Genomic DNA, 22,939 nt, shown 5'->3' with positions numbered 1-22,939 from the left:
CTCACGAATGACGTGGTCCAACCAGGAGTGGTGGCCGAACCTCCTCCGACTCGACATCCTCGACGACAACGCCGCCGAACTCGACCCGTACGGCGAGGACTTCGACTACGCCGAGGAGTTCCAGAAGCTCGACTTCGACGAGGTGAAGTCCGACATCGCGGACGTGATGACGGACTCACAGGAGTGGTGGCCCGCCGACTACGGCCACTACGGCCCACTGTTCATCCGGATGGCGTGGCACAGCGCCGGCACCTACCGCACCCTCGACGGCCGCGCGGGCGCGTCCGGCGCGCTCCAGCGCCTCCCGCCGGAGAGCAGTTGGCCCGACAACGTCAACCTCGACAAGGCCCGGCGCCTCCTCCAGCCGGTCAAACACAAGTACGGTCGCGCGCTCTCCTGGGGCGACCTCATCGTGCTCGCGGGGAACGTCGCCCTCGAATCGATGGGGTTCGAGACGTACGGCTTTGCGGGCGGCCGCGTGGACGAGTACAAGTCCAACGAGGCCGTCGAGTGGGGGCCCGAGGAGGACTGGGAGACCACGTCGCCCGAGCGCTTCGAGGACGGTGACGTCGGGAACCTCAAGGACCCGCTCGCGAACACCGTGATGGGGCTCATCTACGTGAACCCCGAGGGCCCGTACGGCGAACCCGACGTCGAGGGATCCGCGGCGAACATCCGGGAGGAGTTCGAGCGCATGGCGATGGACGACGAGGAGACCGTTGCGCTCATCGCTGGCGGCCACACGTTCGGGAAGGTTCACGGTGCCGACGACGAGACGGAGATCGGCCCGGAGCCCGAAGCCGCCCCGCTAGAGCAACAGGGCCTCGGCTGGGATCACGAGTTCGAGAAGGCCGGCATGATTACGAGCGGCATCGAGGGGCCGTGGAACGACACGCCGACGATGTGGGACATGGGCTACGTCGACAACCTCCTCGATTACGAGTGGGAGCCGCACAAGGGCCCCGGCGGCGCGTGGCAGTGGCAGCCCGCGACCGAGGAAGAGCGCGAAGATATCGAGAAGGCGCCCGACGCACAGGACTTCGACGAGTCCGAGGAGCCCATGATGCTCACGACGGACGTGGCGCTGAAGCGCGACGAGGACTACCGCGCGGTGCTCGAGAACTTCCAGGAGAACCCCGACGAATTCCAGGCGGCGTTCTCGCGTGCGTGGTACAAGCTCCTCCACCGCGACATGGGGCCAAAGGAACGCTTCCTCGGGCCCGAAGTGCCGGACGAGGAGTTCGTCTGGCAGGATCCGATCCCGGACGCGGACTACGAGCTCGTCGGCGAGGACGACATCGCGGAACTCGAAACCGCGATCCTCGACGCCGATATCGAGCGCTCCGAGCTCGTGAAGACGGCGTGGGCGTCCGCGTCGACGTACCGCGACAGCGACAAGCGCGGCGGCGCGAACGGCGCGCGCATCCGCCTCGAACCCCAGCGCAACTGGGAGGTCAACGAGCCGGACGCGCTCGCGGACGTGCTCGACACGTACGAGGACATCCAGGCCGAGTTCAACGGGGCGCGCGACGACGACGTGCGCGTCTCGCTCGCCGACCTCATCGTCCTCGGTGGGAACGTCGCGATCGAGCAGGCCGCGGCGGACGCCGGCTACGACGTGGACGTGCCGTTCGAGCCGGGTCGTACTGACGCCAGCGCCGAACAGACGGACGCCGACTCCTTCGAGGCGCTCAAGCCGAAGGCGGACGGCTTCCGGAACTACATCGGGGCGGGCGACTTCGACGACTTCTACGGCTCCCTCGAGGAGCGGATGGTCGACAAGGCGGAACTCCTGAACCTCTCCGTGACCGACCTGACGGTGCTCGTCGGCGGGATGCGCGCGCTCGGCGCGACCTACGAGAACACCGACCGCGGCGTCCTCACGGACGACCCGGGAACGCTGACGAACGACTTCTTCCGGAACCTCCTCGACATGGACTACGAGTGGGAGCCCGTCGACGAGGACGAGCAAGTGTTCGAGGGCTTCGACCGCGACACCGGCGAGAAGGTGTGGGAGGCCACGCGCTTCGACCTCATCTTCGGCTCGAACGCCCGCCTCCGCGCGCACGCCGACGTGTACGCCAGCGAGGACGGCGAGGAAAAACTCGTCGAGGACTTCGTCGAGGCGTGGAGTGCGGTGATGCAGGCAGACCGCTTCGACCTCGAATAGCCCGCGATCCGAGTAACGGCAACCCCGCCGCCTTTCAGGGGCTTCTTACCTGCGGTCTACGTCTCCCTAGTCGTGTCAGAGAGTCGTCGCCGGCTCACGGAGTCCGTGCAGGGGTTGCGCGGCGACGGCCGCGGCTGGATCCTGTTGAGTATCGCGTCCGGGTGGCTGCTCACGCTCGGCCTGCGATTCCTGGTTCCGGCGGTGATTCCGCAGGTGAAGGAGACGTTCGTCGTGGACAACGCGACGGCAGGCGTCGCGGTGACGGTCGTGTGGGCGTTCTACGCGCTCACGCAGTTCCCGGCCGGCCTCATCACTGACCGCATCGGGGAGCGGACGGCGCTCGCGGGGAGTCTCGCGATGAGCGCGGCGAGCCTCGTCTTCCTCGCGAGCGCGCCGGTGTTCGCGGTGTTCCTCGTCGGCGCGGCGGCGTTCGGCATCGGCTCCGGGTTCTACGGGCCGGCGCGCGGCACCGCGCTCTCCCGGGCGTTCCCGACGCGCGCCGGTGCGGCGTTCGGCATCACGCTCGCCGCGGGGAGTTTCGGCTCCGCCGTCCTCCCGCTGATCGCGGGCGTCGCGGTGGACGAACTCGGCTGGCGCGTCCTCGTCGGCGGCGCGACCCCGCTGTTCCTCGCGGTCGCCGCGCTCGCCTATCGCGTCCTCCCCGACCCGATCGACGAGTACGCGGAGACCACCATCGACACCGGCCCGACGTTCACGCTCCGCGAAGCCATCGAACGCGTCCCGGACGCGGTGCGCGACCGCGACGTCCTGCTCGCGGTCACGGGATTGACGTTCTACCTGTTCGCGTTCCAGGGGCTGACGGCGTTCCTCCCGACGTACCTCGTGGACGTGGAGCACATCGGTCAGGGCGTCGCGTCCGGCGTGTTCGCATTGTTGTTCGTCGGCGGCGGTCTCACGCAGTTAGCGGCGGGATCGCTCTCCGACCGATACGGAACCGTTCCGGTGCTCGTCACGGCCGCCGGATTCGGGGCGCTCACGCTGTTCGCGGTGCCGTTCGTGGACTCGACCGCCGTCTGGGCGGTGCTCGCTTTCCTGCTCGGGACTCGAATGGGCATCGCGCCCGTCGCGAACTCCTCCGTCATCGCGGCGCTCCCGACGGACGCGCAGGGCGCGTCCTGGGGGTTCCTGCGGACGTGTTTCTTCCTCGTGAGCGCGACCGGATCCGCGTTCGTCGGCGCGATGGCGGACGCCGACCTGTTCGACGAGGCCTTCGTCGTCCTCGGCGTTCTCACCGCGTGCGCCGCGGTCTGCTTCCAGCGTCTCGGCGCTCGATAGGGCCGCCGAGAGGCCTGCTTGTCCGCAGTCGTGGCGCTCGGCGCGAGTTCCCGCGGGTCGAAGGGAGTAATTTTTTGTCGTGTGCGGTGCACACTCCGCTGCGGGTTCACACGCCCGCACACGGTCCGTCGACCTGTGACGGTACCGTCGCGGGGTCGGCGTACCCACGTCGGCCCCAGGACGCGCGTGTCCTCTTACTGGCGGCCGAGCGTCGCGCGGAGTCTGTCTATCGCTCGTTCGACGAGACTGCTCGCGGTGTCCTCCTCGATGTCGTGCGCGGTGGCGTCGCCGCCCGCGAGCCGTCGGCTTCCGGCGGTGTCGTAGACGACGGACGCGAGCCCCCAGCGGCGCTGGAAGACTGACTGGGATTCGATGACGGTCTGGAGGCGGTAGTAGGGGACGACGGTGGTGGAGCGCGACCAGAACCCGCTCCGGGTGACGGCGTACTCGTCGCCCTCGGCGTGTCCGAGGTGGAGCCAGCGGTAGTGGCCGCCCGCGACCGCGACCGGGAACAGGAGGAGAGAGAGCCACCAGTAGGGCAGGCCCCAGACGGCGTTCGCGCTGAACGCGCCCGCGGCGACGACGCCGGCGAGGATGGAGTACCGCCCGACGTACCGGCGGCGCGCCCGCGGCGGCGGGCGTTCGACCGCAACGTCGTCGAACGGTTCGAGGGTTCGGGCGAGCGCGAGCGCGTCCCCGCGAGGCGCGAAGGGGACGGCGGCTTCGGAACCCCCGGACGGCGTGTCGCCGGGCGCGTACCCCGCGGTCTCGACGGCGAGCGTGGCGTAGCCGACGCGACGCATCAGGAGGTTCTCGGTGAGGGAGACGGACTGGAGTTTGTCGAGCGGAATCGTGCCCGTGTAGCGCTTGAGGAGGCCGCGCTCGTACCGGAGGTCGTCGCCCTCGCGGCGCAGGCGGAAGCCGTAGAACCGCACGAACCGAATCGCCGCGCTCGCCACCCAGAGCGCGGCGACGAGCAGGAGGACGGCGACGCCGACGAGGAAGACGAGGAGCGCGGCGCCGAGGCCGTTCGCGGCGTCGGTGAACCCGAGCGTCGCGACGACCGGGCCGAGCAAGGGGAAGAGCACGGCGAGGCCGGACGCGACTCGGGGGTCGAAGGAGAGGAAACTGTACGCGAGCAGCGAGCGGTCGTCGAGTTCGTACAGCACGTCCTCCGATTCGACTCCCTCGGAGTCGGTTGTTTCACCGGCCTTGAGGCGGCGTATCTCGGACTGGAGGCGTTCCGCTTCTTCCGCGCTCACGCACTCCAGTTTCGCCTCGGTGCTCCCGCCGCCCGCGGTCTCGACGCTGACGGTGGCGATGCCGAGCGCGCGCTGGAGGACGTTCCGCGTCACGTCCACGTTCTGCACGCGACGCAGCGGTATCTCGCGCTCGCGGCGGCTGAGCACGCCGGAGTTGATGTCGAGCGTGTCGCCCGCGAGTTCGTACGCGAACCGCTGGTAGTAGGCGTACTCGTACGCCAGTCCGAGGACGGCGAGCGCGACCACGCCGGCGAGGATGAACGGCCAGAACGCCGCGAACGCGCCGCCGGAGGTCGCGGCGACGCCGATGACGGCCGCCCACCCGAACCGCAGCCCCCTGTCCACCACGCGGTACGGGACGCTGAACGGGTGAAGCCTCATACGGCGTCCTCGGGTTCGCTCTCGATTGCGAGTTCGCGCAGCGACGCCTGCAGTTCGTCGGCGCGCTCCGGCGTCAGTCCGGGTATCGACACGTCGGCTCCCCGGCTTCCGGCCGTGTAGACGACGACGGAGGAGAGGCCGACGAGGCGTTCGAGGGGGCCGCGCTGGGTGTCGACGTGCTGGACGCGGACGTACGGAACCACGGTTCTGACGCGCGTGACGACGCCGCGCTGGAGGAACAGCGTGTCCTCGCGAACCTCGAACCGGAATACTCGGTACCTGCGGACGGCGAACACCACGCCGATGATACCGACGAGGAGGGAGGCGGCGACGCCGTAGACCGGCGTGAACCACGGGAGAGCGCTGGTGTCGGCGAACAGCGCGACGCCGGCGACGATACCGCCGAGGACGAGCGCGGTGACGAGCGCGCCGACCGCCCAGACGATTCGGACGCGGGGATTCAGGCGTTCCATGTGAGGGGAGGGAACGCCTGCGGTGAAAAACCCTCTAGTCGTCGCCGAGGATGACGCGGTGCGTCATCGCCTCGGGGTCGAGCACTTCGTCCGCCTCCTCTTCGGTGAGGTAGCCGCGTTCGAGCACGACCTCCCGCACCGTCTTGTCCTCCTTGAGCGCGGCTTTCGCGACCTCGCTCGCCTTGTCGTAGCCGATTGCGGGGTTGAGCGCGGTGGCGAGCGCCATCGACTGCTCGACCTGGGTCTCGCAGTGCTCCTCGTTCGCTTCGAGTTTCGCGACGAACTTGTTCGCGAACGTCTCGCTCCCGTTCGCGACGAGGGTCGCGGAGTCGAGGAAGTTCTGCGCGAGGATGGGCTTGTAGAGGTTCAGGTCGATCTGGCCCTCCGCCGCGCCCGCGCCGACGGCGGCGTCGTTCCCGACGACCTGCTTGTGCACCTGATTCACCGCCTCCGCGACGACCGGATTGATCTTCCCGGGCATGATCGAGGACCCGGGCTGGTTCTCCGGCTGTTCGAGTTCACCGAGGCCGTTTCGCGGGCCGCTCGCGAGCAGACGGAGGTCGTTCGCGATCTTGTTCAGGCTGCCGGCGACGGTCTTGAGCGCGCCGTGCGCCTCGCTCATCGCGTCGTGGGCGGCCTGCGCCTCGAAGTGGTTGTCCGCCTCGCGGAACTGGATGCCCGTCTCCTCGCTGATGTAGTCCGCGGCCTTCGGCGGGAAGTCGGGGTGCGTGTTCAGGCCCGTTCCCACGGCGGTGCCGCCGAGGGCGAGTTCGCGCAGGTGCGGCTTCACGTTCTCCACGCGCGCCAGGCCCTTCTTTATCTGCGCGCGGTACCCGCCGAACTCCTGGCCCAGACGGACCGGCGTGGCGTCCTGCAGGTGCGTGCGGCCCGTCTTCACGATGCCGTCGAACTCGTCTTCCTTCGCCTCCAACTCGGCCGCGAGCGTTTCGAGCGCGGGCTGGACGTCCTCCACGAGCGCCGACAGGGACGCGACGTGCATCGCCGTCGGAATCACGTCGTTCGAGGACTGCCCGAAGTTCACGTGGTCGTTCGGGTGGATCTCCCGCGTGCCGATTTCGCCGCCGTAAATCTCGGTCGCGCGGTTCGCGATGACCTCGTTCGCGTTCATGTTCGAGGACGTGCCCGACCCCGTCTGGAACACGTCGACGGGGAACTGGTCGTCGTGCTCGCCGGCGATGACCTCCTCTGCGGCTTCGACGATGGCGTCCGCCTTGTCCGCGGGGATGGTTTCGAGGTCGCGGTTCGCCTGCGCCGCCGCCTTCTTCACGACGCCGAGCGCGTGCACGAACCGCGGCTTGAACGTCTCCCCGCTGATCGGGAAGTTCTCCACCGCGCGCTGGGTCTGCGCGCCCCAGTACGCGTCCGCCGGAACCTCCATCTCTCCGAGGCTGTCCTCCTCGACTCGGTAATCGTCTGCCATACGCGGGACGTCGTCGCGGACAGCGTAAAAGCCACCGGAACGACGCGCGCTCGCCGCGACCTACGGTTCGAAGAACTCGGGGCTTGCTTCCTCGTCGAGGAACGTGGTGACGTTCTTCACGAGGTCGGTCTGCTCCTCAAAGTGGTGTTCGTCAACGGAGATGGCGAGGCCTTCGCCGGACGAGATTGGGAAGTTCATCTCGACGGACTCCGTGAAGTACGTGATGCTGCACCGGAGGTCGCCGCAGCGCTCCGCGAACACGTCGTTGATGTACTCGCGGTGGAGAGTTTCGAGACGCATCTCGTCCACGGCGGCCGCCACGTCCTCGGGCGTGTATCGGTGTTCCACGTCGTCGCGGAGGTACCAGAGCGCGTACTCGTCCGTGGTGTACGCGACGACCGAACGCAGCGTCTCGCCGACCTGGTCGTGGAGGCGCGAGACGAGTTGCTCCCCGAAGTCGTCCCGGTGCACGTACGCTTCGGATGCCATGCGATACCCTATCACGCGGCGTGGAAAAGACCTGTCGGCTATCCGTCGTACTCCTCGGGCGTGTACGTCTTCAGTTCGAGCGCATGGATGTCCGTGGTCATCTTCCCCTCCAGCGCGTCGTACACGAGCTGGTGCTGGTCGACCAAGGAGAGCCCCTCGAACGCGGGCGACACCACGACCGCGCCGAGGTGGTCGTCGTCGTGCGGGCCGCGCGTGCGCGACACCTCGGCGTCCGCGTCCTCGATGTTCGACTCGATGAGGTTCTCGATTTCGGAGAGGTCCATACACGAGTGAGGGAGTGCGGCGAGGAAAAACCGCCCGGTCGGAGAACCTACGTCCACTGGTCGAGGCCGGTCTGCACCATCGACTCCTCGATGCGGTCGAACGCGGTTTCGACCTCGCTCGCGGGTATCCCCCACTCTCCGCAGACGTAGTCGCGCGCGGCGCTCACGTCCGGGTCGACCGCGAGGTCGAGCGCGTAGTCGTCGGTCACGTCCGGGTCGAGGAAGAGCGCGCGGATGCGGTCTGCGTGCTCGACGTACTCGTCGTCGGCGTCGAGGACGCCCCAGAGGTCGCCGTGCTGTTTCACCGATTTCAGCGCGGTTTTCGGGCCGTAGCCGCTGATGCCGTCGTTGAAGTCCGTGCCGCAGAGGATGGCGATGTCCACGAGCTGCTCCCACGTGATGTCGTGTTCGTCCAGCGTCGCCTGGAAGTCCATGAGTTCGGGGTCGCCCTTCGAGGTGAGCTGGCGGAGCGTGTACGGCGCGCCGAACAGCACCGTGTCGTAGTCGTCGCTCCCCGCGTAGTCGATGGCGTCGTCCACGCGCGCCATGTACGCGGCCTGCGCCTCGCCCTCCGCGGGCGCTTCGACCTGCGGCACGCCGAGGATGTCGAGGAGCTCGCGCGTCGTCTCGTGGATGGTGTCGGTGAGGCGCTGCGTCCGCGACTCCAGTCGGGCGACCGCGACCGCGTCCCCCTCCTCGCGCGCCTCTTCGAGTTGTTCCTCGTACTTCTCGCGTTGCTCGCGGCGCTCCGCGATTTCGTCGTCCTTGAGTTCGGTGACGCCGCCGTCCCAGACGAACACGGGCGTGAGGTCGTTCTCGAAGAACTTCGGGAGGCCCTTCACGACGCCGAGGAGGTTCGCGACCTCAGTGCCCTCGCTCGTGGTGTAGACGGAGTCGCTCGTCCACTTCACGGTCGTCGTGAGGTACTTGTAGAGCCAGTTGTGCGCGTCCACGGCGACCGCGTCCCCGTCGAGGTCGCTGAACGCGACCTCCTCGATGACGGCGAGCTGCCGGAGGTCCGAGAGTCCCATCACCCCGTAATTGGGCGTGTTCGACGTTAAGGCTTCGTCACGCGAGGCCGACGAAGAGGAGCGCGAGGCCGAGGAGGACGGTGGCCGCGCCCGCACCGCGCTGGACGAGGGCCGCTTCGCGGTCGGTGAGGTCGTCGTCGCCGTCGTACATCGCGTTCTCGGGGCGGAAGACGAGGCCGGGTTTCGCGAGCGCGGCGGTGCCCGTGACGAGCGCGAGCAGGCCGAGCACGACGAATACCGGGGACATGTCTGGCTGTGGGGTGAGCGCGCGCTTCAGGCTGGCGGTTCCCGGGCTGCGGGCGCGCCGGCGTCGAGTTTCTCCGCGACGAACGCTGCTTCCGCCTCAGACAGGTCGCGTTCGCGGTACCGGCCGAGGCCGGTCTCGTAGTCGGCGTCCGCGGGCGCGGGGTGGGCGAGCACGAGTTCCGCGAGACCCGTGGTGTCGCCCGTCCACCCGAATCCGGCCTTGTGGAGCGCGTGATACGCGAACGGGTTGTTGACGGCGATTTTCACGGTGTCGTAGCGTTCGTGGAGGCGGTCGGTGGCGTGCGCGCAGAGCCGCGGGCCGACGCCCTCCCCGCGGTAGTCCTCGCGGACGGTGACGTATCGCAGCCAGCCCACCGCGTCGTCGGTGCGGTCGGCGTTGAACGACACCGCGCCTACGATGTCGCCGTCGTCGCGCGCGAGCGCTTTCCCCGTGTTCGACATCACGAACTTCCCCGCGTACGCGAAGCGCGTCCAGTCGAGGCGCACGGTCGGGTCGTCGTCGGGCCAGCCGAGCACGTCGAACTCCATACCGGCATCTGGGTCGACGGAGGCTTATGTGGCACGCCCGCGACTCTTCGGGTATGCACGACGTCCCGTACTTCGACGCGTTCGCGCCCGTCTACGATTTCGTGATGCCGGCGACGGAGCGCGCGCCGCTCGCGGCTGGCCTCGGGAACGCGCAGCGGGACGTGGAGCGCGTGCTCGACCTCGGCGGCGGGACGGGACGGGCGGCCCGCGCGCTCGAGGGGGGCGCGACCGTGCTGGACGCTTCGCGGGGGATGCTCGAACGCGCCGCGGACGCCGGCCTGCCAGTGGTGCAGGGCGACGTGGGTGGGCTTCCGATCCAGTCGGCGTCCGCGGACGCCGCGGTCATCGTGGACGCGCTCCACCACTTCCCGGACGTTCCCGCGGCCCTGGACGAGGCCGCGCGCGTCCTCCGGCCGGGCGGCGTGCTCGTCGTGCGGGAGTTCGACCCGTCGACAGTTCGGGGGCGCCTGCTCGAAGCCGCCGAGCACGCGATCCGGTTCGAATCGACGTTCTACACGCCGGACGCCCTGCGAGGGCTGCTGGCGGACGCGGGGTTCGCGCCGCAGGTCGTCGAGCGCGGGTTCGCGTACACGGTCGCGGGCGTTCGAGAGCAGAGAAGCGAATAGGGAGGCGAGCGAACCCCCGGTATGTTCGAGTTCGATAGGCGGGCGGTTCGACGGTTCACCGCGGGCGACGTCGTCGCGATTCTCGCGTTCGTCACGGTGGGCGAGTACCAGCACAGTCCGTTCTTGTTCCGGCCGTCGCAGGCGGCCGACCTCGCGGTGCAGCTCGCTGGTGCGGCGGTGCCGTTCCTCGTGGGATGGCTGGTGGGGGCGTGGGCGTTCGGCGCGTACGCCGACGGCGTGAGCGACTCCTGGCTCCGCCTCGGCGGCGCGACGGTCGGCGGGTGGCTGGTCGCGGACGTTCTGGGGCAGCTACTGCGGCGTACCGCGTTCTTCCCGGGCGACGCGTCACCGGTGTTCTTCGCCGTCGCAGCGGTGTTCGGGGCGATATTCTTGCTGGCGTGGCGGACGGTCGCGACGACCACCTCGCTCCATAAGTTATGAGTTAGGTACCCTTCAGCAACCCCTCACCTTTGGGAAACACTTATATGACTATCTCGCATAGTATGTATTGTATTATGAGTGAGTATTACGACGTCATCCTCGGCATCATTCCCCTCGCATTCTTCGGTATCACCGGCGGCCTCTTCGCCACCGGTTTCTCCACGACGACTGCCGTCCTCGCCGCGGGACTCGTCGGTGTCTCACTCGTCGGCCACGCCCTCTTCGTCAACGGCCCCGTCGACCGCACGCCCGACGCGACCCCGACCGCCGCGCAGAACGTCTCCGGCGCGATGAACGCGCCCGTCGACGCGGAATAACCCGCTACGCTCCCTCAACGCTTTTCCTCTCGCCCCGCGAATCCTCGGACGTGACTGACGCACGCTACCTCGCGAGCGACGACGTCTCCGACCTCGCGACACCCGCAGACTACGTCGAGGCCGTGCGGGACGCCTACCGCCAGCGCGGCGAGGGCGCGCCCGCCGAACCGCGCACGAAGCTCGTGAACGACGACCCGCCCGGAATGTTCACGTCGTACGCCGCGATCCTCCCGGACACGGGCGCGATGGGCGGCTACATGTACAGCGCGGGGTTCGGCGGGCGCGACGCGTGGTTCATGACGCCGCTGTTCGACGCGGACTCCGGCGAACCGCTCGCGCTCATCGACGGCGCGAGCATGAACCCGTTCAAGACCGGCGCGGCGGGCGCAGTGGGCGTGGACGCCCTCGCGCGCCACGACGCCACCTCCGTGGCCGTCATCGGAAGCGGCGCGCAAGCGAGAGGCCAGTTGCGCTGCACGGCGGAGGTCCGCGACCTCGAAACCGTCTGGGTGTACTCCCCGACAAAAGGCCATCGAGAGTCGTTCGCGGGCGAGATGAACACCGCGCTCGACGCGTCCGTCGCGGCGGTCGCGTCCCCGGACGCCGCCATCGAGGACGCGGACATCGTCATCACTGCGACGAACGCCTCGGAACCGGTGTTCGACGGCGACCACCTCGAACCCGGGACGCACGTCACCGCGATGGGGCAGTACAACCCGGAGAAGCGCGAGCTCGACGCGACGACCATCGAGCGCTCCATTTACGTTCCCGACCTCCGCGCCCGCGCCACGACGGACGCCGGCTCGTTCCTGCACGCGCTCGACGAGGGCGTCGTCACCGAAGACCACATCCACGCCGAACTCGGGGACGTGCTCGTCGGCGAAGCGGCGGGACGGACGAGCGACGACGACATCACGGTGTTCGACTCCGGCGGCACCGGCATCGAGACGGCCGCCGCTGCCTACCTGCTGTACGAGCGCGCCGAAGAAGCGGGTCGCGGCACCACTATCGATATCTCGCCCGCGAGCGAGGCGCTGACGGGCGAGTAGTCACTCTTCGCTGCGGCGGCGGACGCGGTCGACGCGCTCCTTCACGCCGACGCTCTTCTCGCCGACGATAGCGCCCACGAGGCCGCCGATCGCGCCGCCCGTGCTCGCGGTGTTCCGGCCGAAGAGGCCGCCGGCCGCGGCACCGATGGCTGCGCCGATGGCTGCGTACTTCGCGCGATTCGCGGCCCTGATGAGTCGGGACTTCATACGCCTACGTAGGCGCCCCCGACACAAAAGCTTCGCCGCCGACTAGAGGTAGTCGGCGATGCCGAGCGCCACGTCGAGGGGGACGCCGGCGAACAGCGCGCCGACGAGGTACCCGAGGATGGCGCCGCCGTTGAGCAGGGGGAGGCCGGCGTGCGCTTCGCCCTTCATGACTTCGTTGAGGAGGGCGACGAGGCCGGCGAGCGTGCCGGCTGCGGCGGTGAGCGCGGGGATGGGGACGCCGAGGATGGCGTCGGCGTCGAGGAAGAACGCCGCGCTCGCGACGAGGATGGTGGGCATGACGGCGTCGCCCAGTCCGATGAAGAGCGCGTCTCGCTCGCCGTCGTCGTCGCCGGCGGCGCCGGGCGTGCTGTCGTCGCGGAAGGAGTAGTCGAGCCGAGTGGGGACGACGAAGAGTATGGGGACGTTGAGATCCATCACGCCCTCCGCGAGCGTGAGCATGTGCTTGGTGCGGTAGACGCTGATGGCGTCGTAGACGGCGAGGCCGACGAGCAGTATCAGCGCGGGGAGCACGCCGAAGCTCACGCCGAAGAGCGCGGCGGCGCCCATACCCATCACGACGCCGGCGGCGTCGATGACGTACCACTCGGGGTGGACGAGCAGACCGAGCACGACGAGCACGGCCGCGCCGCCGCCGACGACCGGCCCGCCGACGACGCTGAACACATAGTAGGTGACGACCGCACCGGTGGCGATGATGACGTACCGGATGGCCTGCTCTTTGCCGTACTTGATGACGCCGAGCATCACGGCGGTCGCGACGAGCAGCAATGCGATGTAGAGGACGCTGTTGAGGGGGTTGGTGGGATCCTCGATGGTCTGATAGCGTTCGAACGGTTCGACGAGCGCGAGCGCACCGACCTGCACGAGGAAGAAGAGGAGGACGGTGGCTGCACCCGCGAGGAGGGCACGCGTGCGCTGCTTCATGTCGGCACAGAGACGACCGGGGGTTTTCGTCGTTCCGACTTATCGCAAGTAGAGCGTCTCCCCGAGGATCGCGGGGAGGTGCACGCCGTTCTCGGGGGTGACCGCGAGGTAGGGACGACTGGTGGGGCCGAACACGTCCACGACGCGGCCGACGTCGTCCAGCGAGGAATCGACGACGGCCGCGCCGATGTCGGGATGGGTCTCGTCCTCGCAGCGGACGATGGCGAGGCCTTGCGCGGTTCGGGCGACGGTGCCTGCGCGCCGCATTACTCGCGGAGGGCCGTGACGTACGCGCCGACGGCCTGCAGGAGGTCGGACTTCCCGGCGTCGTCGGCGTTCTCGACGAGCACGCGGCCGCGCTCGCGCCAGCTCTCCCGGCTGTACGATTTGTCGCGTTCGATGACGGCGTCGTACCCGACCTGTCCGACCGCTTTCGCTATCTCGTCTACGGTCGGATCCGCGACCGCGAGGCTCTCGGGCACCCGCCGCCCCTCCGTCCGCGAGCACTCGCTGTCGAGGTAGGCGGGATAGATGACGTTCTCGACCATACGCGAAAAGAATCGACGGGACGGTTAAACCCTGTTGGACCTAGCGACGCCGCGCGACGACGAGCGCGCCGGCGAGCGCGGCGAGCGCGGCGAGCACGCCGAATCCGGGGGTGCTACCCTCGGCGCTCGTGGTGGTCGCGGCGGTCGTTGTCGTGGTGGTCGTACCGGACGCACTCGTCGTGGTGGTGGTCGTCGTGGCGTTCACGGCCGCCCACGCGTCGGGGTGGAGGGCTTTCGTGATGTTCAGGAGGGGGTAGACGAGGCGGGGCGCGGGCTGGCTGAGGTAGTTCGAGTTCACGACGACGATGTTCCCGTTCTGGTAGGCCTGCGTCTGCTTGAGTGCGTCCGTCGCGACGGATTCGAGCGCTTCGGTTCCCGACGGCGTCCCGTTCACGAGCGCGGGCGTGTAGCTCGCGAGCAGCCACTCGGGGTTCTGCTGGACGACGAACTCGCCAGATAGCTGGACGTAGCCGCCCCCGAAGTCGCCGTCGAGTACGACGTTGTGTGCGCCGGCCGTGCGCATGATGTCCGTGATGAACGTGTTCGCGCCGGGCGAGTAACTGGCGCTCATCGGGTACAGCATCGATTCGTCCTCGACGTTCGCGGTCGCGGCCTGCACCTTCTGCACCTGATTCTGCATCCACGTCACCGTCTCCTCGGCGCCCTCGCAGTTCCCCACGAGTTTGCCGGTGAGCCGGGTTTTCTCGTAGACGTCCTGAATGCTCGATGCGGCGTGGAACTTGAAGACGGTCGTGCCGTTCTGCCGGAGTTTCTCCGCGGTGGAGTTCTTCTGGATGTTCGCGAGCAGGACGAGGTCGGGGTTCTGCGCGAGCACTTCCTCGACGTTCGCGTACCCGAACTGGGTCGCGACGCCGGTGACGTTCGCCGCGCCGTCGAGATACGTCGTGGAGGGGCTCTTCCAGATGCCGACGACCTTGTCCTGTGCGCCGATCTCCCACATCGTCTGGGTGCCGCTGGCGCCGACGACGACGACGCGTTCGGGTTCGTCGGAGACGGTGACTTCGGTTCCGGTGGCGTCCGTCGCGGTGAACGGATAGCTACACGTGGCGGTTCCGGCGTCGTCCTGGGCGGCGACAGTGCCGCCGAGGGCCGGAACGCCCGCGGTTGCGAGCAGTGCGACCATCAGTACGGTGACGAGGCGTCTGTGCACGTCTCCCCGTCCACGCTTATTCAATAAATATTTACCTAACCCAACCCTGGTTGTTCCCGTATGCCCGCCGCCCGCGTCAGAGTCGTCTCTGCCACGCTCGCCCTCGCCGCCCTCACAGTGGCGAGCGTCGTCGCGAGCGCGACCCTCGGCCCCATCTCCATCCCGCCCGCCGAGGTCGCACAGGCGATTCTGAACGCGGTCGTCGTCCCCGCCGGCGTCTCTACCTCCGCCGCCTTCCCCTACCTCGACGTCGCGTGGGCGCACGTCTTCCGCTTCGACGTGCCCGCGCCCTACCCGTTCGTCGTCGTGAACCTCCGCCTCCCCCGCATCGTCCTCGGCGCGGCGGTCGGGTTCGCGCTCGCCGTCGCCGGCACCGTCATGCAGGGGTTCTTCCGGAACCCCATGGCCGACCCGTCCATCATCGGCGTCTCCTCCGGCGCGGCCGCCGCCGCCGTCGCCCTCATCGTCCTCCCCGTCACCGTCCCCGGCGGCATCCCCGCCGCGGCGTTCGTCGGCGCGCTCGCCGCCGCGTTCTTCGTCTACCTCATCGCCACCCAGAACGGCCACACGCCCGTCGCCACGCTGCTCCTCGCCGGCGTCGCCGTCCAGACCTTCCTCGGCTCCGTCGTGAGCCTCCTGATGGTGCGCTCCGACCAGCACAGCCTCCAGCGCGCCATCCACTGGCTGATGGGCAGCCTCGCCGACACCGACTGGGCGGAAGTCCAGCTCGTCCTCCCCATCGCCCTGCTCGGCGGCCTCGTCCTCTACGGGTACAGCCGCGAACTCAACCTCCTCCTCCTCAGCGAGGAGGACGCGCACGCCCTCGGCGTGGAGGTCGAACGCACCAAGCGCCTCCTGCTCGCCGTCGCCAGCGTCGTCACCGGCGCGGCCGTGATGTACGCCGGCGTCATCGGCTTTGTAGGACTTATCGTCCCGCACGTCCTCCGCCTCGTCGTCGGCCCCGACCACCGCATCCTGCTCCCGACGAGCGCGTTCGCCGGCGCGACCTTCCTCGTGCTCGCGGACACCCTCGCGCGGGTCGGCGTGGACGGCCTCCCGCTCGGCGCGCTCGGCGTCACCGGCGTGTTCGGCGGCGGCCTCCCCGTCGGCGTCATCACCTCCTTCCTCGGCGCGCCCTTTTTCCTCTACCTCCTCCGGAAACGCGAGGTGCACGACCTGTGAAACTCGACATCCGGAACCTCGAACAGTCGTTCGGCAGCCTCCGCGTGCTCGACGGCGTGAGCGCCACCGTCGAGGAGGGGTCGCTCGTCGGCCTCGTCGGCCCGAACGGCGCGGGGAAGACCACGCTCCTCCGCACCATCACGGGCGGGCTGAGTCCCGACGCCGGAACCGTGTCCGCGGGCGACGCCGCCGTCCACGACCTCTCCTCGCGGGCGGCGAGCAGGCGCATCGCCGTCGTCCCCCAGGAGACCACCATCTCCTTCGACTTCACCGTCCGCGACGTGGTGGAGATGGGGCGCCACCCCCATCAGGCGCGCTTCGGCGCCGACCCGGATCCGGACATCGTGACCGAGGCGATGGAGCGAACCGAGGTCGCGCAGTTCGCGGAGCGCTCCATCACCGCGGTGAGCGGCGGGGAGCGAAAGCGCGTGCTCCTCGCCCGCGCGCTCGCGCAGGACGCCCCGATACTCCTCTTGGACGAGCCGACAGCGGGCCTCGACGTGAACCACCAGATCCGGACGCTCGACCTCGTCCGCGACCTCGTCTCCGAGGGCCGCACCGCGCTCGCCGCCATCCACGACCTCGACCTCGCCGCGCGCTACTGCGACGCCCTGCTCGTGCTCTCCGACGGCGGCGTGCTCGCGTACGGCCCGCCCGACCAGGTGTTGACGACGAGCACGCTCCGGGAGGCGTTCGACGCCCGCACTGCGGTGAGCGAGAACCCCGTCACGGGGTCGCCGGCGGTGACGCCGCTCTCCGAGCGGGTGGACGACCGCCCCGAGACCGTGCACGTGCTCGGCGGCGGCGGAACCGCGGCGCCGCTCGTCCGACGGCTCGCGGACGGCGGGTTCCGGGTGACGGTCGGACCCGTCGTCGCGGGCGACGCCGACCATCGGGCGGCGCGCGCGCTCGCCGCCGACTGCGTGACCGCCGAACCGTTCGCGGGCGTGGACGGCGAGACGTTCGACGCCGCCCGGGCGCTCGTCGCGGACGCCGACACGACCGTCGTCGCGAGCGACGCGCTCGCCCTCGGGCGGAACCGCGAACTCCTGACTGGCCGCGTGCTCGTCGCGGGCGACCAGACGGCGCTCGACGCGCCGCACGCCCCCGCGGAGCGGGTTGCGGCCGCCGTGCACGAGGGCGAACCCAGCCGGCCCGGCGCCGCCGGCGCCAGCACGGACTAATCGCGGAGCCGGCCGGCGAGCCGTCGATACCCGGGGAAGGGAAGCACCGCTTCCGGCGGGATGCGATGCGCGAGCGCGTACGCGAGACCGGCGAGGACGATGGCCGCGGCGGCGTCCACGAGCCAGTGCATCCCGAGGTAGAACGTCGAGACGACGATGACGGCGGCGGAAACGCCCGCGGAGAGCGCGTACAGCCGGATCGTCTTCCGCGCGTACAGCGCCGCGAGCACGGAGAGGCCGGTGTGGAGGCTCGGGAACGCCTTCAGCATCGAGTCCGTCGCGAGCATCCCCGCCTCGACTTCGGGCGTGACGAACACGAGCGGGTCGACGCCAGCGGGCGGGTAGAGCGCGGGGATGGAGACCGGCGTCCGGACGAAGAAGGGAGTCGCGAGCAGGACGACGAGGACGTAGGAGACGGCGTACCGCCGAGCGTCCAGTTCAGACGCGTACGACTTCAGCGCGAAGTACGTGAGCGGAACGAGCACGGGGAAGACGACGAGGTAGAACGCCACGAACGCCCACGTGAGCGGGGGGCTGGCGACAGACTGGACGGCGGCGACGGTTCCGCCCTCGACGGCGTACACGGCGTCCGTGAACGTCTGCTCGACGTTGTTCGCCTCCGCGAGCGACGGGAGGTTCTCGGCGACCAGCCACGCGGCGCCGAGGTACTTCCAGTCCGTTCGGAGGAACTCGCGAACGTACCACGCGGGCGACCGGGGGAGGAAGACGGCCGCGGACGCGAGGAGGCCGAGGACGGTCGCGGCGGTGACGGCGAGCATGTACTCGTCAACGGGCGAGAGTGCGAGCATTCGTTACTCGTTGGAGGGGCGTCCGTGCGGTATGGGGGTTTTCATCTTCCCACAGAGTAAAGCGGTCGGCGTCCGCAGGGCGGATATGAAACGCGCTACGATTCTCGTCGCCGTGCTGTTCGTCGCGGCGGTCGCGCCCGCCGCGGTCGGTGGCGTCGCTGGTGCCGCCGGGGCGGGAGGGGCCGCGGCGGCCTCGAACGCGACCCAGCAGTCGACGGGCGACCTCGTTCGGACGACGACGCTCCGTCTGACGCCGGACGACCCCGGGGCGGTGGCGGCGGTGGTGGAGTACGACACGCCGTCGAACCTCGCGTCGCTCGCGGTTCGCGCGCGGTCGGGGACGGTCGTTTCGACGGACGGGTTCACGGAGACGGAGAACGGCCTCCAGTGGGACGAGGACACCGAGAACCCGTCGTTCACGCTCTCCGTCGAGGTGAACCAGACTATCTCGGGGTCGCGGGCGCTCCCCGGCGACGTGCACGCGACGCCGCGACCCGACGCGGCGCAGGAGTCCGGCGGGTACTCGTTCGTCGACGTGGGATCGTGGGCGATACTGCCCGTCCCCCAGTTCTCCTCGCAGTGGACGTGGTACGGGAGCGGGAGCGTGACGTTGTCCTCGGACGTGACCGTCGCGGGTGAGGGCGCTGTCGGCGGTACAATCGCCTACCTCGGACCGGGCGCGACGTACTCGGCGACCGGGAGCGGACAGGAGTTCCGGCTCGTCGTTCCGGCGGCCGCGTCGCTCGCCGAGTCGCCGGACGAGATCCTGGCTTCGCTCACGAACGCCTCGGCGTTCCTGCAGGTCGGCGCGCGCGACGAACACGTGCTGACGGTCGCCGCGCCGACGAGCGTGAACTGGGGGCCGGCGGGGCTGGAGTACGGCGGGAGTGACTCCTGGGTGCTCGCCGATAGCCGCCTCGACACGGCGGGGAACGTCTGGCTGCACGAGTACGTGCACACCCGCCAGGACTTCTCGACGACGAGCGCGACACAGTGGGTGACGGAGGCGACCGCCGAGTACTACGCGGCGCTCCTCACCCTCCAGCAAGACCGCATCGGGTTCGACGCGTTCGCCGACCACCTCCGTCGAGGGACGCGGTCGCCGTACGCGAGCGCGGTGCTCGCGAACCCCTACACGTGGACGTACGCGAACTACGTGAAGGGACCGCTCGTCTACGGGAACGTCGACCGCGCGATTCGACTCGCGTCCGACGGCGAGCACACCGCAGAGGACGTGCTCGGACGGCTGAACGTGGACACGGACGGGCGGGTGACGCAGTCGGAGTTCCTGTCCGCCGTCGCGGCGGCGGGGTCGGACGACGTGGCGTCGTACGCGCAGCGGTACACGCAGACCCCCGCCGTCCCCGACATGTGGAGCCGGGCGGCGCACGCGGCGGCGTTCGCGGGGGAGGTCGCGCGCCTGGTCGCGTCGGTGCCGCCGGAGGGCGTGCGCGTCACCGGGCCGTACCGGAACACGACGACGGGGCGCGCGCCGACGCTCGTGACGGGCGAGACCGCGAACGTGTCCGTCGCGGTGACGAATGAGGGCGGGGCGACCGGGTCGTTCGCCGCGGCGCTCACCGGGCCGGAGCGCACGCTCGACACGGCGGCGGTGTCCGTCCCGCCGGGCGAGACGCGGCGGGTGACGGTCGCCGGGACGTTCAGCGAACCGGGCGCGTACACGCTGACGTACGGCTACGAGACGCGGACGATTCGAGTTCGTGCGCCGGCGACGCCGAACGCGACCGTCGAAGTCAACGCGACCACGGCCGCGGTGGGTGACGCGGTTCGCGTCTCCCTGACGGCGTCGAACCCCGCCGAGTATCCGGCGACCGGGACGTACCCGGTGGTCGTGGACGGCGAGACCGTCGAGACGTGGACGGCCGCGCTCGGCCCCGCCGAGACCGCGTCGTTCGAGACATCGGTGACGCTCGAGGAACCGGGCGCGTACACCATCGAGGTGGGCGACCGAGCGTTCACCGTCTCGGTGGAGGAGACGCAGGCGGCGGGCGAACCGACGGGGAGCACGCCCGGGTTCGGGATCGCCGTGGCGCTGGTGAGCGTGCTGGTCGCGCTCGCTGTCGCGTCCCGACGGCGCTAAACCGTGGCGACAGCGGCGTACACGAGACCGGTGAGGACAGCCGCGGCGGCGAGGGAGATGACGGTGAGTTCGGCGGCGTGCCGCCGGTCGCGTCGCCGCGCATCCACGCGGCTCACGCTGCCGCGGTCGCCGCCGAAGGAGAACGCGCCCCGCCACGCGAGGCGCACGCAGAACGCTTCGCGGCCCTGAACGTACCACTCGACGCCGAGCGAGAGCGGTGCGAACGCGCCGATAACGAGGATCGCGGGGACGGACGCCACGGCGACGACGAGGACGTACGCGGCGGCGAGCGCGAACGCGGCGTACGCCACTCGGTAGCGGCGGCGGCGCTCGCGCTCGCCGATGTTGCACGTCCCGGGGACGTAGTCGCTCATGTGGACACGTAGGCCAGCAAGCACGTAAGCGTCTCGGGCAGGGGCGACGCCCGCCGGGTCACGGGCGGGCGGCGTCGAGTTCCGCCTGCACGACCCCCCAGTCGATCGGCGGTTCGAGATCGCGCACCCCGGACTCGAAGCGCTCGACGCGGTCGCCGTGCGCGTCCCACCAGTCGGCGGTCGCGCTCGCGTCGATTCGCTCGGCGGCCTCGACGCGGCGCTCTTCGAGGGCGTCGAGGCGGTCGGCCTCGTCGTCGTAGTCGCCGTCCCACGCCCGGAGGTCACCGAGGTCGGCGTGGAGGTCGGCGACGACGAGCGAGAGCACGCGCGCCTGAAGGGCGGCCCCAGCCCAGGTCGTCGCGTCCGCATCGTTGTCTTCGAGGCGGTCGGCGGCGGACGCGAGCGCGTCCACCGACTCCGCGGTGTCGTCGAGGTCGGCGGCGAACTCGCTGCGGCGGGTCTCGGGGTCGGTGAGCCAGTCCTCGAAGGACTCGGCGTCGTCGGCGAGTTCGTCGGCGTTCCACTGCGCGGCGCTCGCGTCCTCCCGGAGGTCGTGGAGGGAGAGCGCGACGTCGGCGAGCGCATCGCGGTCGCTGGCTTGCTCGGCGATGTCCTGAAGGCGCGTGCCGAGGTCGTCGACGGTGGCTTCGAGCGCGGCGAGGCGGTTCTCGTGTGTGCCCACGCGAGCGTCCACGGTGTCGAGGTCGGGGGCGTCCGCGGCGGCGTCGCGGGCGTTCGAGACCGCCATCGCGGCGAGTTCGACACGCGTCTCCGGGGTGGCGACGACCTTCGACGCCTCGGCGAGTTCGGCGTCCACGCCGTCCCAGGTCATGCGGCCGTCCTCGTCCGCGATACCGCCGAGCGCCGCCCGAACGACGGCCGGATCGCGGTCGACTGCGTCGACGACCGCGTCGACCGCCGCGTCGACCGCAAGCCCGTCGATACCCTCGGTGTCCGCGCGTTCACGCATACTGGAGGCCAGCGGACGCGCGAGGATATAATTTTCGACGCACACGCTCTCTATCAACTGTTTACGCCGATTGTGGCGGACGTATGGCTATATAGGTGGACGTACGAGTAATTCGGGAACGGAGCGTCCGGAGCCGTACGGGGGCGTACGGCCCCGAACAGTATACTATTATAAAGGGTCTTTATACGAAACCGCAACCACTCAGTTGATGCCTCAGGACGACACGGGCACGGGAGCGGGTGTATCACGGCGTAAGTTCATCGCGGCGACGGGCGCGGTCGGCGCGGCCGGCCTCGCGGGCTGTCAGACGGAGAGTTCGAGCGGCGAGCCGACGGAGGCGCCGGAGAGCGGCAACGCCAACCAGAACACGCAGCAGGCGACGCAGTCCGAGAGCAGCGGCCCGACGATGCTGACCGCGGAGGGGTCGTCGACGGTGTACCCCATCGCGAACACGGGCAGTGCGTATTGGAACTCGAACGCGCCGCCGACCGACGGCGAGTACTGGGGGTCGAGCGACGAGTCGACCGTCCCCGGCTGGGAGGAACTCGGAAGCCCCGACATGCGCCTCGCGGACTACTTCGCGAGCCTCTACGGCTTCGAGCCGACGGGCAAGTCGGCGACGCCGCCGTACCCGACGAGCGTCGGACTGAGCCACTCCGGCACCGGCTGTAAGGCGGTCTGGGACGGGCTCGTCGACATCGGGAACTCCTCCGGCCCCATCACGGCCGAACTCGGCTGGAGCGAGTCCCAGGCGAACCAGCGCGTCGTCGACCACGTCGTCGGCCGCGACGGCCAGCCGGTCGTCGTCAGCAGCGACATCTACGAGGCTGGCGTCACTCAGCTCACGGGCGAAGAGGTTCGCAAAATCTACCAGGACGAAATCACGAACTGGAGCGAGATCGGCGGCCCCGACCAGGAGATCTACGTCATCGGTCGCGCCGAGGGCTCGGGGACGGACACGTCGTTCCGCCTGAACATGCTCGGGAGCGCGAACGCGCCGATGCCCGGCGTGAACACCCGGTTCGGGCAGAACCAGCAGGTCGCGCAGGCCGTCCAGCAGAACGAGGGCGCGATCGCGTACATGGCGCTCGCGTTCACCGGCCCGCAGGTCAAGCCCATCGCCATCAACTTCGAGGGCACGGTGTACAAGCCCGACAAGGACGCACAGCACACCATCTACGACAGCGACTACCCGCTGAACCGCGACCTCCACCAGTACACGAAGATTACTGACGAGACGCCGAGCGGCACCGACAAGCGGGAGGCCGCGTTCGTCAACATGTTCCTGACGACGTTCGGACAGACGCTGTTCGTCGAGGGCCAGAACTACATCCCGCTCCCGACGAAGGACATCGAGGCGCAGAAGGCGAAGCTGCCCGAGCAGGCCTGACGC

Annotated in this window: 26 protein-coding genes; 10 read left to right on the top strand and 16 right to left on the bottom strand. The window is 69.5% G+C overall.

All coding sequences use genetic code 11. From position 1 onward, the window contains the following. The first annotated feature begins 7 nt into the window (after positions 1-7). Together katG and FQU85_RS09395 are read left to right on the top strand one after the other, a co-directional pair. Entirely contained in the window at positions 8-2,170 is a 2,163-nt protein-coding gene (katG, locus tag FQU85_RS09400) for a catalase/peroxidase HPI (RefSeq protein ID WP_145847228.1), read from the top strand. A gap of 72 nt (positions 2,171-2,242) precedes the next feature. Next, positions 2,243-3,466, top strand: a complete 1,224-nt coding sequence (locus FQU85_RS09395; protein WP_145847227.1) for an MFS transporter — start codon at positions 2,243-2,245, stop codon at positions 3,464-3,466. Between the two features lie 194 nt (positions 3,467-3,660). Here the strand turns inward: FQU85_RS09395 and FQU85_RS09390 are convergent, their stop codons facing one another. Genes FQU85_RS09390 through FQU85_RS09355 form a run of 8 tightly spaced genes read right to left on the bottom strand, consistent with a single transcriptional unit; the run spans position 3,661 to position 9,622 of the window. After that, entirely contained in the window at positions 3,661-5,109 is a 1,449-nt protein-coding gene (locus tag FQU85_RS09390; protein WP_145847226.1) for a PH domain-containing protein, read from the bottom strand. Next, positions 5,106-5,582 carry a PH domain-containing protein gene (locus FQU85_RS09385; protein ID WP_145847224.1) on the bottom strand — a complete coding sequence of 159 codons (477 nt, stop codon included), beginning with the start codon at positions 5,580-5,582 and terminating at the stop codon, positions 5,106-5,108. The genes FQU85_RS09390 and FQU85_RS09385 overlap by 4 nt, the downstream gene beginning before the upstream one ends. Before the next feature lie 34 nt (positions 5,583-5,616). Next, entirely contained in the window at positions 5,617-7,023 is a 1,407-nt protein-coding gene (locus FQU85_RS09380; protein WP_145847222.1) for an aspartate ammonia-lyase, read from the bottom strand. 60 nt (positions 7,024-7,083) lie between these two features. Then, the gene (locus FQU85_RS09375) at positions 7,084-7,512 is read right to left on the bottom strand and encodes a hypothetical protein (protein ID WP_145847220.1); all 429 of its coding nucleotides are present in this window, start codon (positions 7,510-7,512) and stop codon (positions 7,084-7,086) included. A 38-nt stretch (positions 7,513-7,550) separates the two neighbouring features. Continuing rightward, positions 7,551-7,796, bottom strand: coding sequence for a BolA family protein (locus FQU85_RS09370; protein ID WP_145847218.1), 246 nt, complete (start codon positions 7,794-7,796; stop codon positions 7,551-7,553). Between the two features lie 47 nt (positions 7,797-7,843). After that, positions 7,844-8,827 carry a flap endonuclease-1 gene (gene fen / locus FQU85_RS09365; RefSeq protein ID WP_145847216.1) on the bottom strand — a complete coding sequence of 328 codons (984 nt, stop codon included), beginning with the start codon at positions 8,825-8,827 and terminating at the stop codon, positions 7,844-7,846. Between the two features lie 37 nt (positions 8,828-8,864). Further along, a complete protein-coding gene (locus FQU85_RS09360; protein WP_145847214.1) occupies positions 8,865-9,074 on the bottom strand; it encodes a hypothetical protein in 210 nt (69 codons plus the stop codon). A gap of 26 nt (positions 9,075-9,100) precedes the next feature. Beyond that, entirely contained in the window at positions 9,101-9,622 is a 522-nt protein-coding gene (locus FQU85_RS09355) for a GNAT family N-acetyltransferase (RefSeq protein WP_145847212.1), read from the bottom strand. A 53-nt stretch (positions 9,623-9,675) separates the two neighbouring features. Between FQU85_RS09355 and FQU85_RS09350 the strand changes: the two genes are divergently transcribed. The 4 genes from FQU85_RS09350 (at position 9,676) to FQU85_RS09335 (ending at position 12,055) form a co-directional block, all read left to right on the top strand. Continuing rightward, a complete protein-coding gene (locus FQU85_RS09350) occupies positions 9,676-10,248 on the top strand; it encodes a class I SAM-dependent methyltransferase (protein ID WP_145847210.1) in 573 nt (190 codons plus the stop codon). Positions 10,249-10,269: 21 nt separating this feature from the next. After that, on the top strand, positions 10,270-10,689 hold the full coding sequence (locus FQU85_RS09345; protein ID WP_145847207.1) for a DUF3054 domain-containing protein: 420 nt from the start codon (positions 10,270-10,272) through the stop codon (positions 10,687-10,689). Between the two features lie 74 nt (positions 10,690-10,763). Beyond that, complete coding sequence (locus FQU85_RS09340) at positions 10,764-11,006, top strand: hypothetical protein (protein WP_145847205.1); 243 nt, start codon at positions 10,764-10,766, stop codon at positions 11,004-11,006. A gap of 50 nt (positions 11,007-11,056) precedes the next feature. Beyond that, on the top strand, positions 11,057-12,055 hold the full coding sequence (locus FQU85_RS09335; RefSeq protein ID WP_145847203.1) for an ornithine cyclodeaminase family protein: 999 nt from the start codon (positions 11,057-11,059) through the stop codon (positions 12,053-12,055). On the opposite strand, the gene FQU85_RS09330 is transcribed toward FQU85_RS09335, so the two are convergent. From FQU85_RS09330 to FQU85_RS09310, 5 genes are read right to left on the bottom strand one after another with little or no spacing between them, the layout of a single operon-like run. Further along, on the bottom strand, positions 12,056-12,262 hold the full coding sequence (locus FQU85_RS09330) for a glycine zipper 2TM domain-containing protein (RefSeq protein WP_145847201.1): 207 nt from the start codon (positions 12,260-12,262) through the stop codon (positions 12,056-12,058). It abuts the gene before it with no gap. A 42-nt stretch (positions 12,263-12,304) separates the two neighbouring features. Then, positions 12,305-13,207: a presenilin family intramembrane aspartyl protease PSH gene (locus tag FQU85_RS09325; RefSeq protein ID WP_145847199.1), complete on the bottom strand. Its 903-nt coding sequence runs from the start codon at positions 13,205-13,207 to the stop codon at positions 12,305-12,307. Between the two features lie 39 nt (positions 13,208-13,246). Beyond that, positions 13,247-13,474: a Gar1/Naf1 family protein gene (locus FQU85_RS09320; RefSeq protein ID WP_240792415.1), complete on the bottom strand. Its 228-nt coding sequence runs from the start codon at positions 13,472-13,474 to the stop codon at positions 13,247-13,249. Next, positions 13,474-13,755, bottom strand: a complete 282-nt coding sequence (srp19, locus tag FQU85_RS09315) for a signal recognition particle subunit SRP19 (protein ID WP_145847197.1) — start codon at positions 13,753-13,755, stop codon at positions 13,474-13,476. The genes FQU85_RS09320 and srp19 overlap by 1 nt, the downstream gene beginning before the upstream one ends. Positions 13,756-13,795: 40 nt before the next feature. Next, positions 13,796-14,926: a PGF-CTERM-anchored ABC transporter substrate-binding protein gene (locus FQU85_RS09310; RefSeq protein ID WP_145847194.1), complete on the bottom strand. Its 1,131-nt coding sequence runs from the start codon at positions 14,924-14,926 to the stop codon at positions 13,796-13,798. A gap of 60 nt (positions 14,927-14,986) precedes the next feature. On the opposite strand from FQU85_RS09310, the gene btuC reads away from it, so the two are divergent. Then, positions 14,987-16,108 carry a vitamin B12 ABC transporter permease BtuC gene (gene btuC, locus FQU85_RS09305; RefSeq protein WP_145847192.1) on the top strand — a complete coding sequence of 374 codons (1,122 nt, stop codon included), beginning with the start codon at positions 14,987-14,989 and terminating at the stop codon, positions 16,106-16,108. Further along, positions 16,105-17,292: a heme ABC transporter ATP-binding protein gene (locus FQU85_RS09300; RefSeq protein ID WP_145847190.1), complete on the top strand. Its 1,188-nt coding sequence runs from the start codon at positions 16,105-16,107 to the stop codon at positions 17,290-17,292. Before btuC ends, FQU85_RS09300 begins: the two co-directional genes overlap by 4 nt. Here FQU85_RS09300 and FQU85_RS09295 read toward each other — a convergent pair. After that, positions 17,289-18,101: a phosphatase PAP2 family protein gene (locus FQU85_RS09295; RefSeq protein WP_145847188.1), complete on the bottom strand. Its 813-nt coding sequence runs from the start codon at positions 18,099-18,101 to the stop codon at positions 17,289-17,291. The two genes, FQU85_RS09300 and FQU85_RS09295, sit on opposite strands and share 4 nt — an antisense overlap. 85 nt (positions 18,102-18,186) lie before the next feature. On the opposite strand from FQU85_RS09295, the gene FQU85_RS09290 reads away from it, so the two are divergent. After that, positions 18,187-20,202, top strand: a complete 2,016-nt coding sequence (locus FQU85_RS09290) for a PGF-CTERM sorting domain-containing protein (protein WP_145847186.1) — start codon at positions 18,187-18,189, stop codon at positions 20,200-20,202. Here the strand turns inward: FQU85_RS09290 and FQU85_RS09285 are convergent. Beyond that, positions 20,199-20,576, bottom strand: coding sequence for a hypothetical protein (locus FQU85_RS09285; protein ID WP_145847184.1), 378 nt, complete (start codon positions 20,574-20,576; stop codon positions 20,199-20,201). The two genes, FQU85_RS09290 and FQU85_RS09285, sit on opposite strands and share 4 nt — an antisense overlap. Positions 20,577-20,634: 58 nt before the next feature. Further along, positions 20,635-21,546, bottom strand: a complete 912-nt coding sequence (locus FQU85_RS09280; protein ID WP_145847182.1) for a halo transducer protein — start codon at positions 21,544-21,546, stop codon at positions 20,635-20,637. 208 nt (positions 21,547-21,754) lie between these two features. Here FQU85_RS09280 and FQU85_RS09275 point away from each other — a divergent pair, with 208 nt between their 5' ends. Then, a complete protein-coding gene (locus FQU85_RS09275; RefSeq protein ID WP_145847180.1) occupies positions 21,755-22,936 on the top strand; it encodes a substrate-binding domain-containing protein in 1,182 nt (393 codons plus the stop codon). Positions 22,937-22,939 lie beyond the last annotated feature (3 nt).

It is taken from the genome of Salarchaeum sp. JOR-1 (assembly GCF_007833275.1).
GTDB lineage: Archaea > Halobacteriota > Halobacteria > Halobacteriales > Halobacteriaceae > Salarchaeum.
This window is presented reverse-complemented; position numbering and strand designations above follow the sequence as displayed.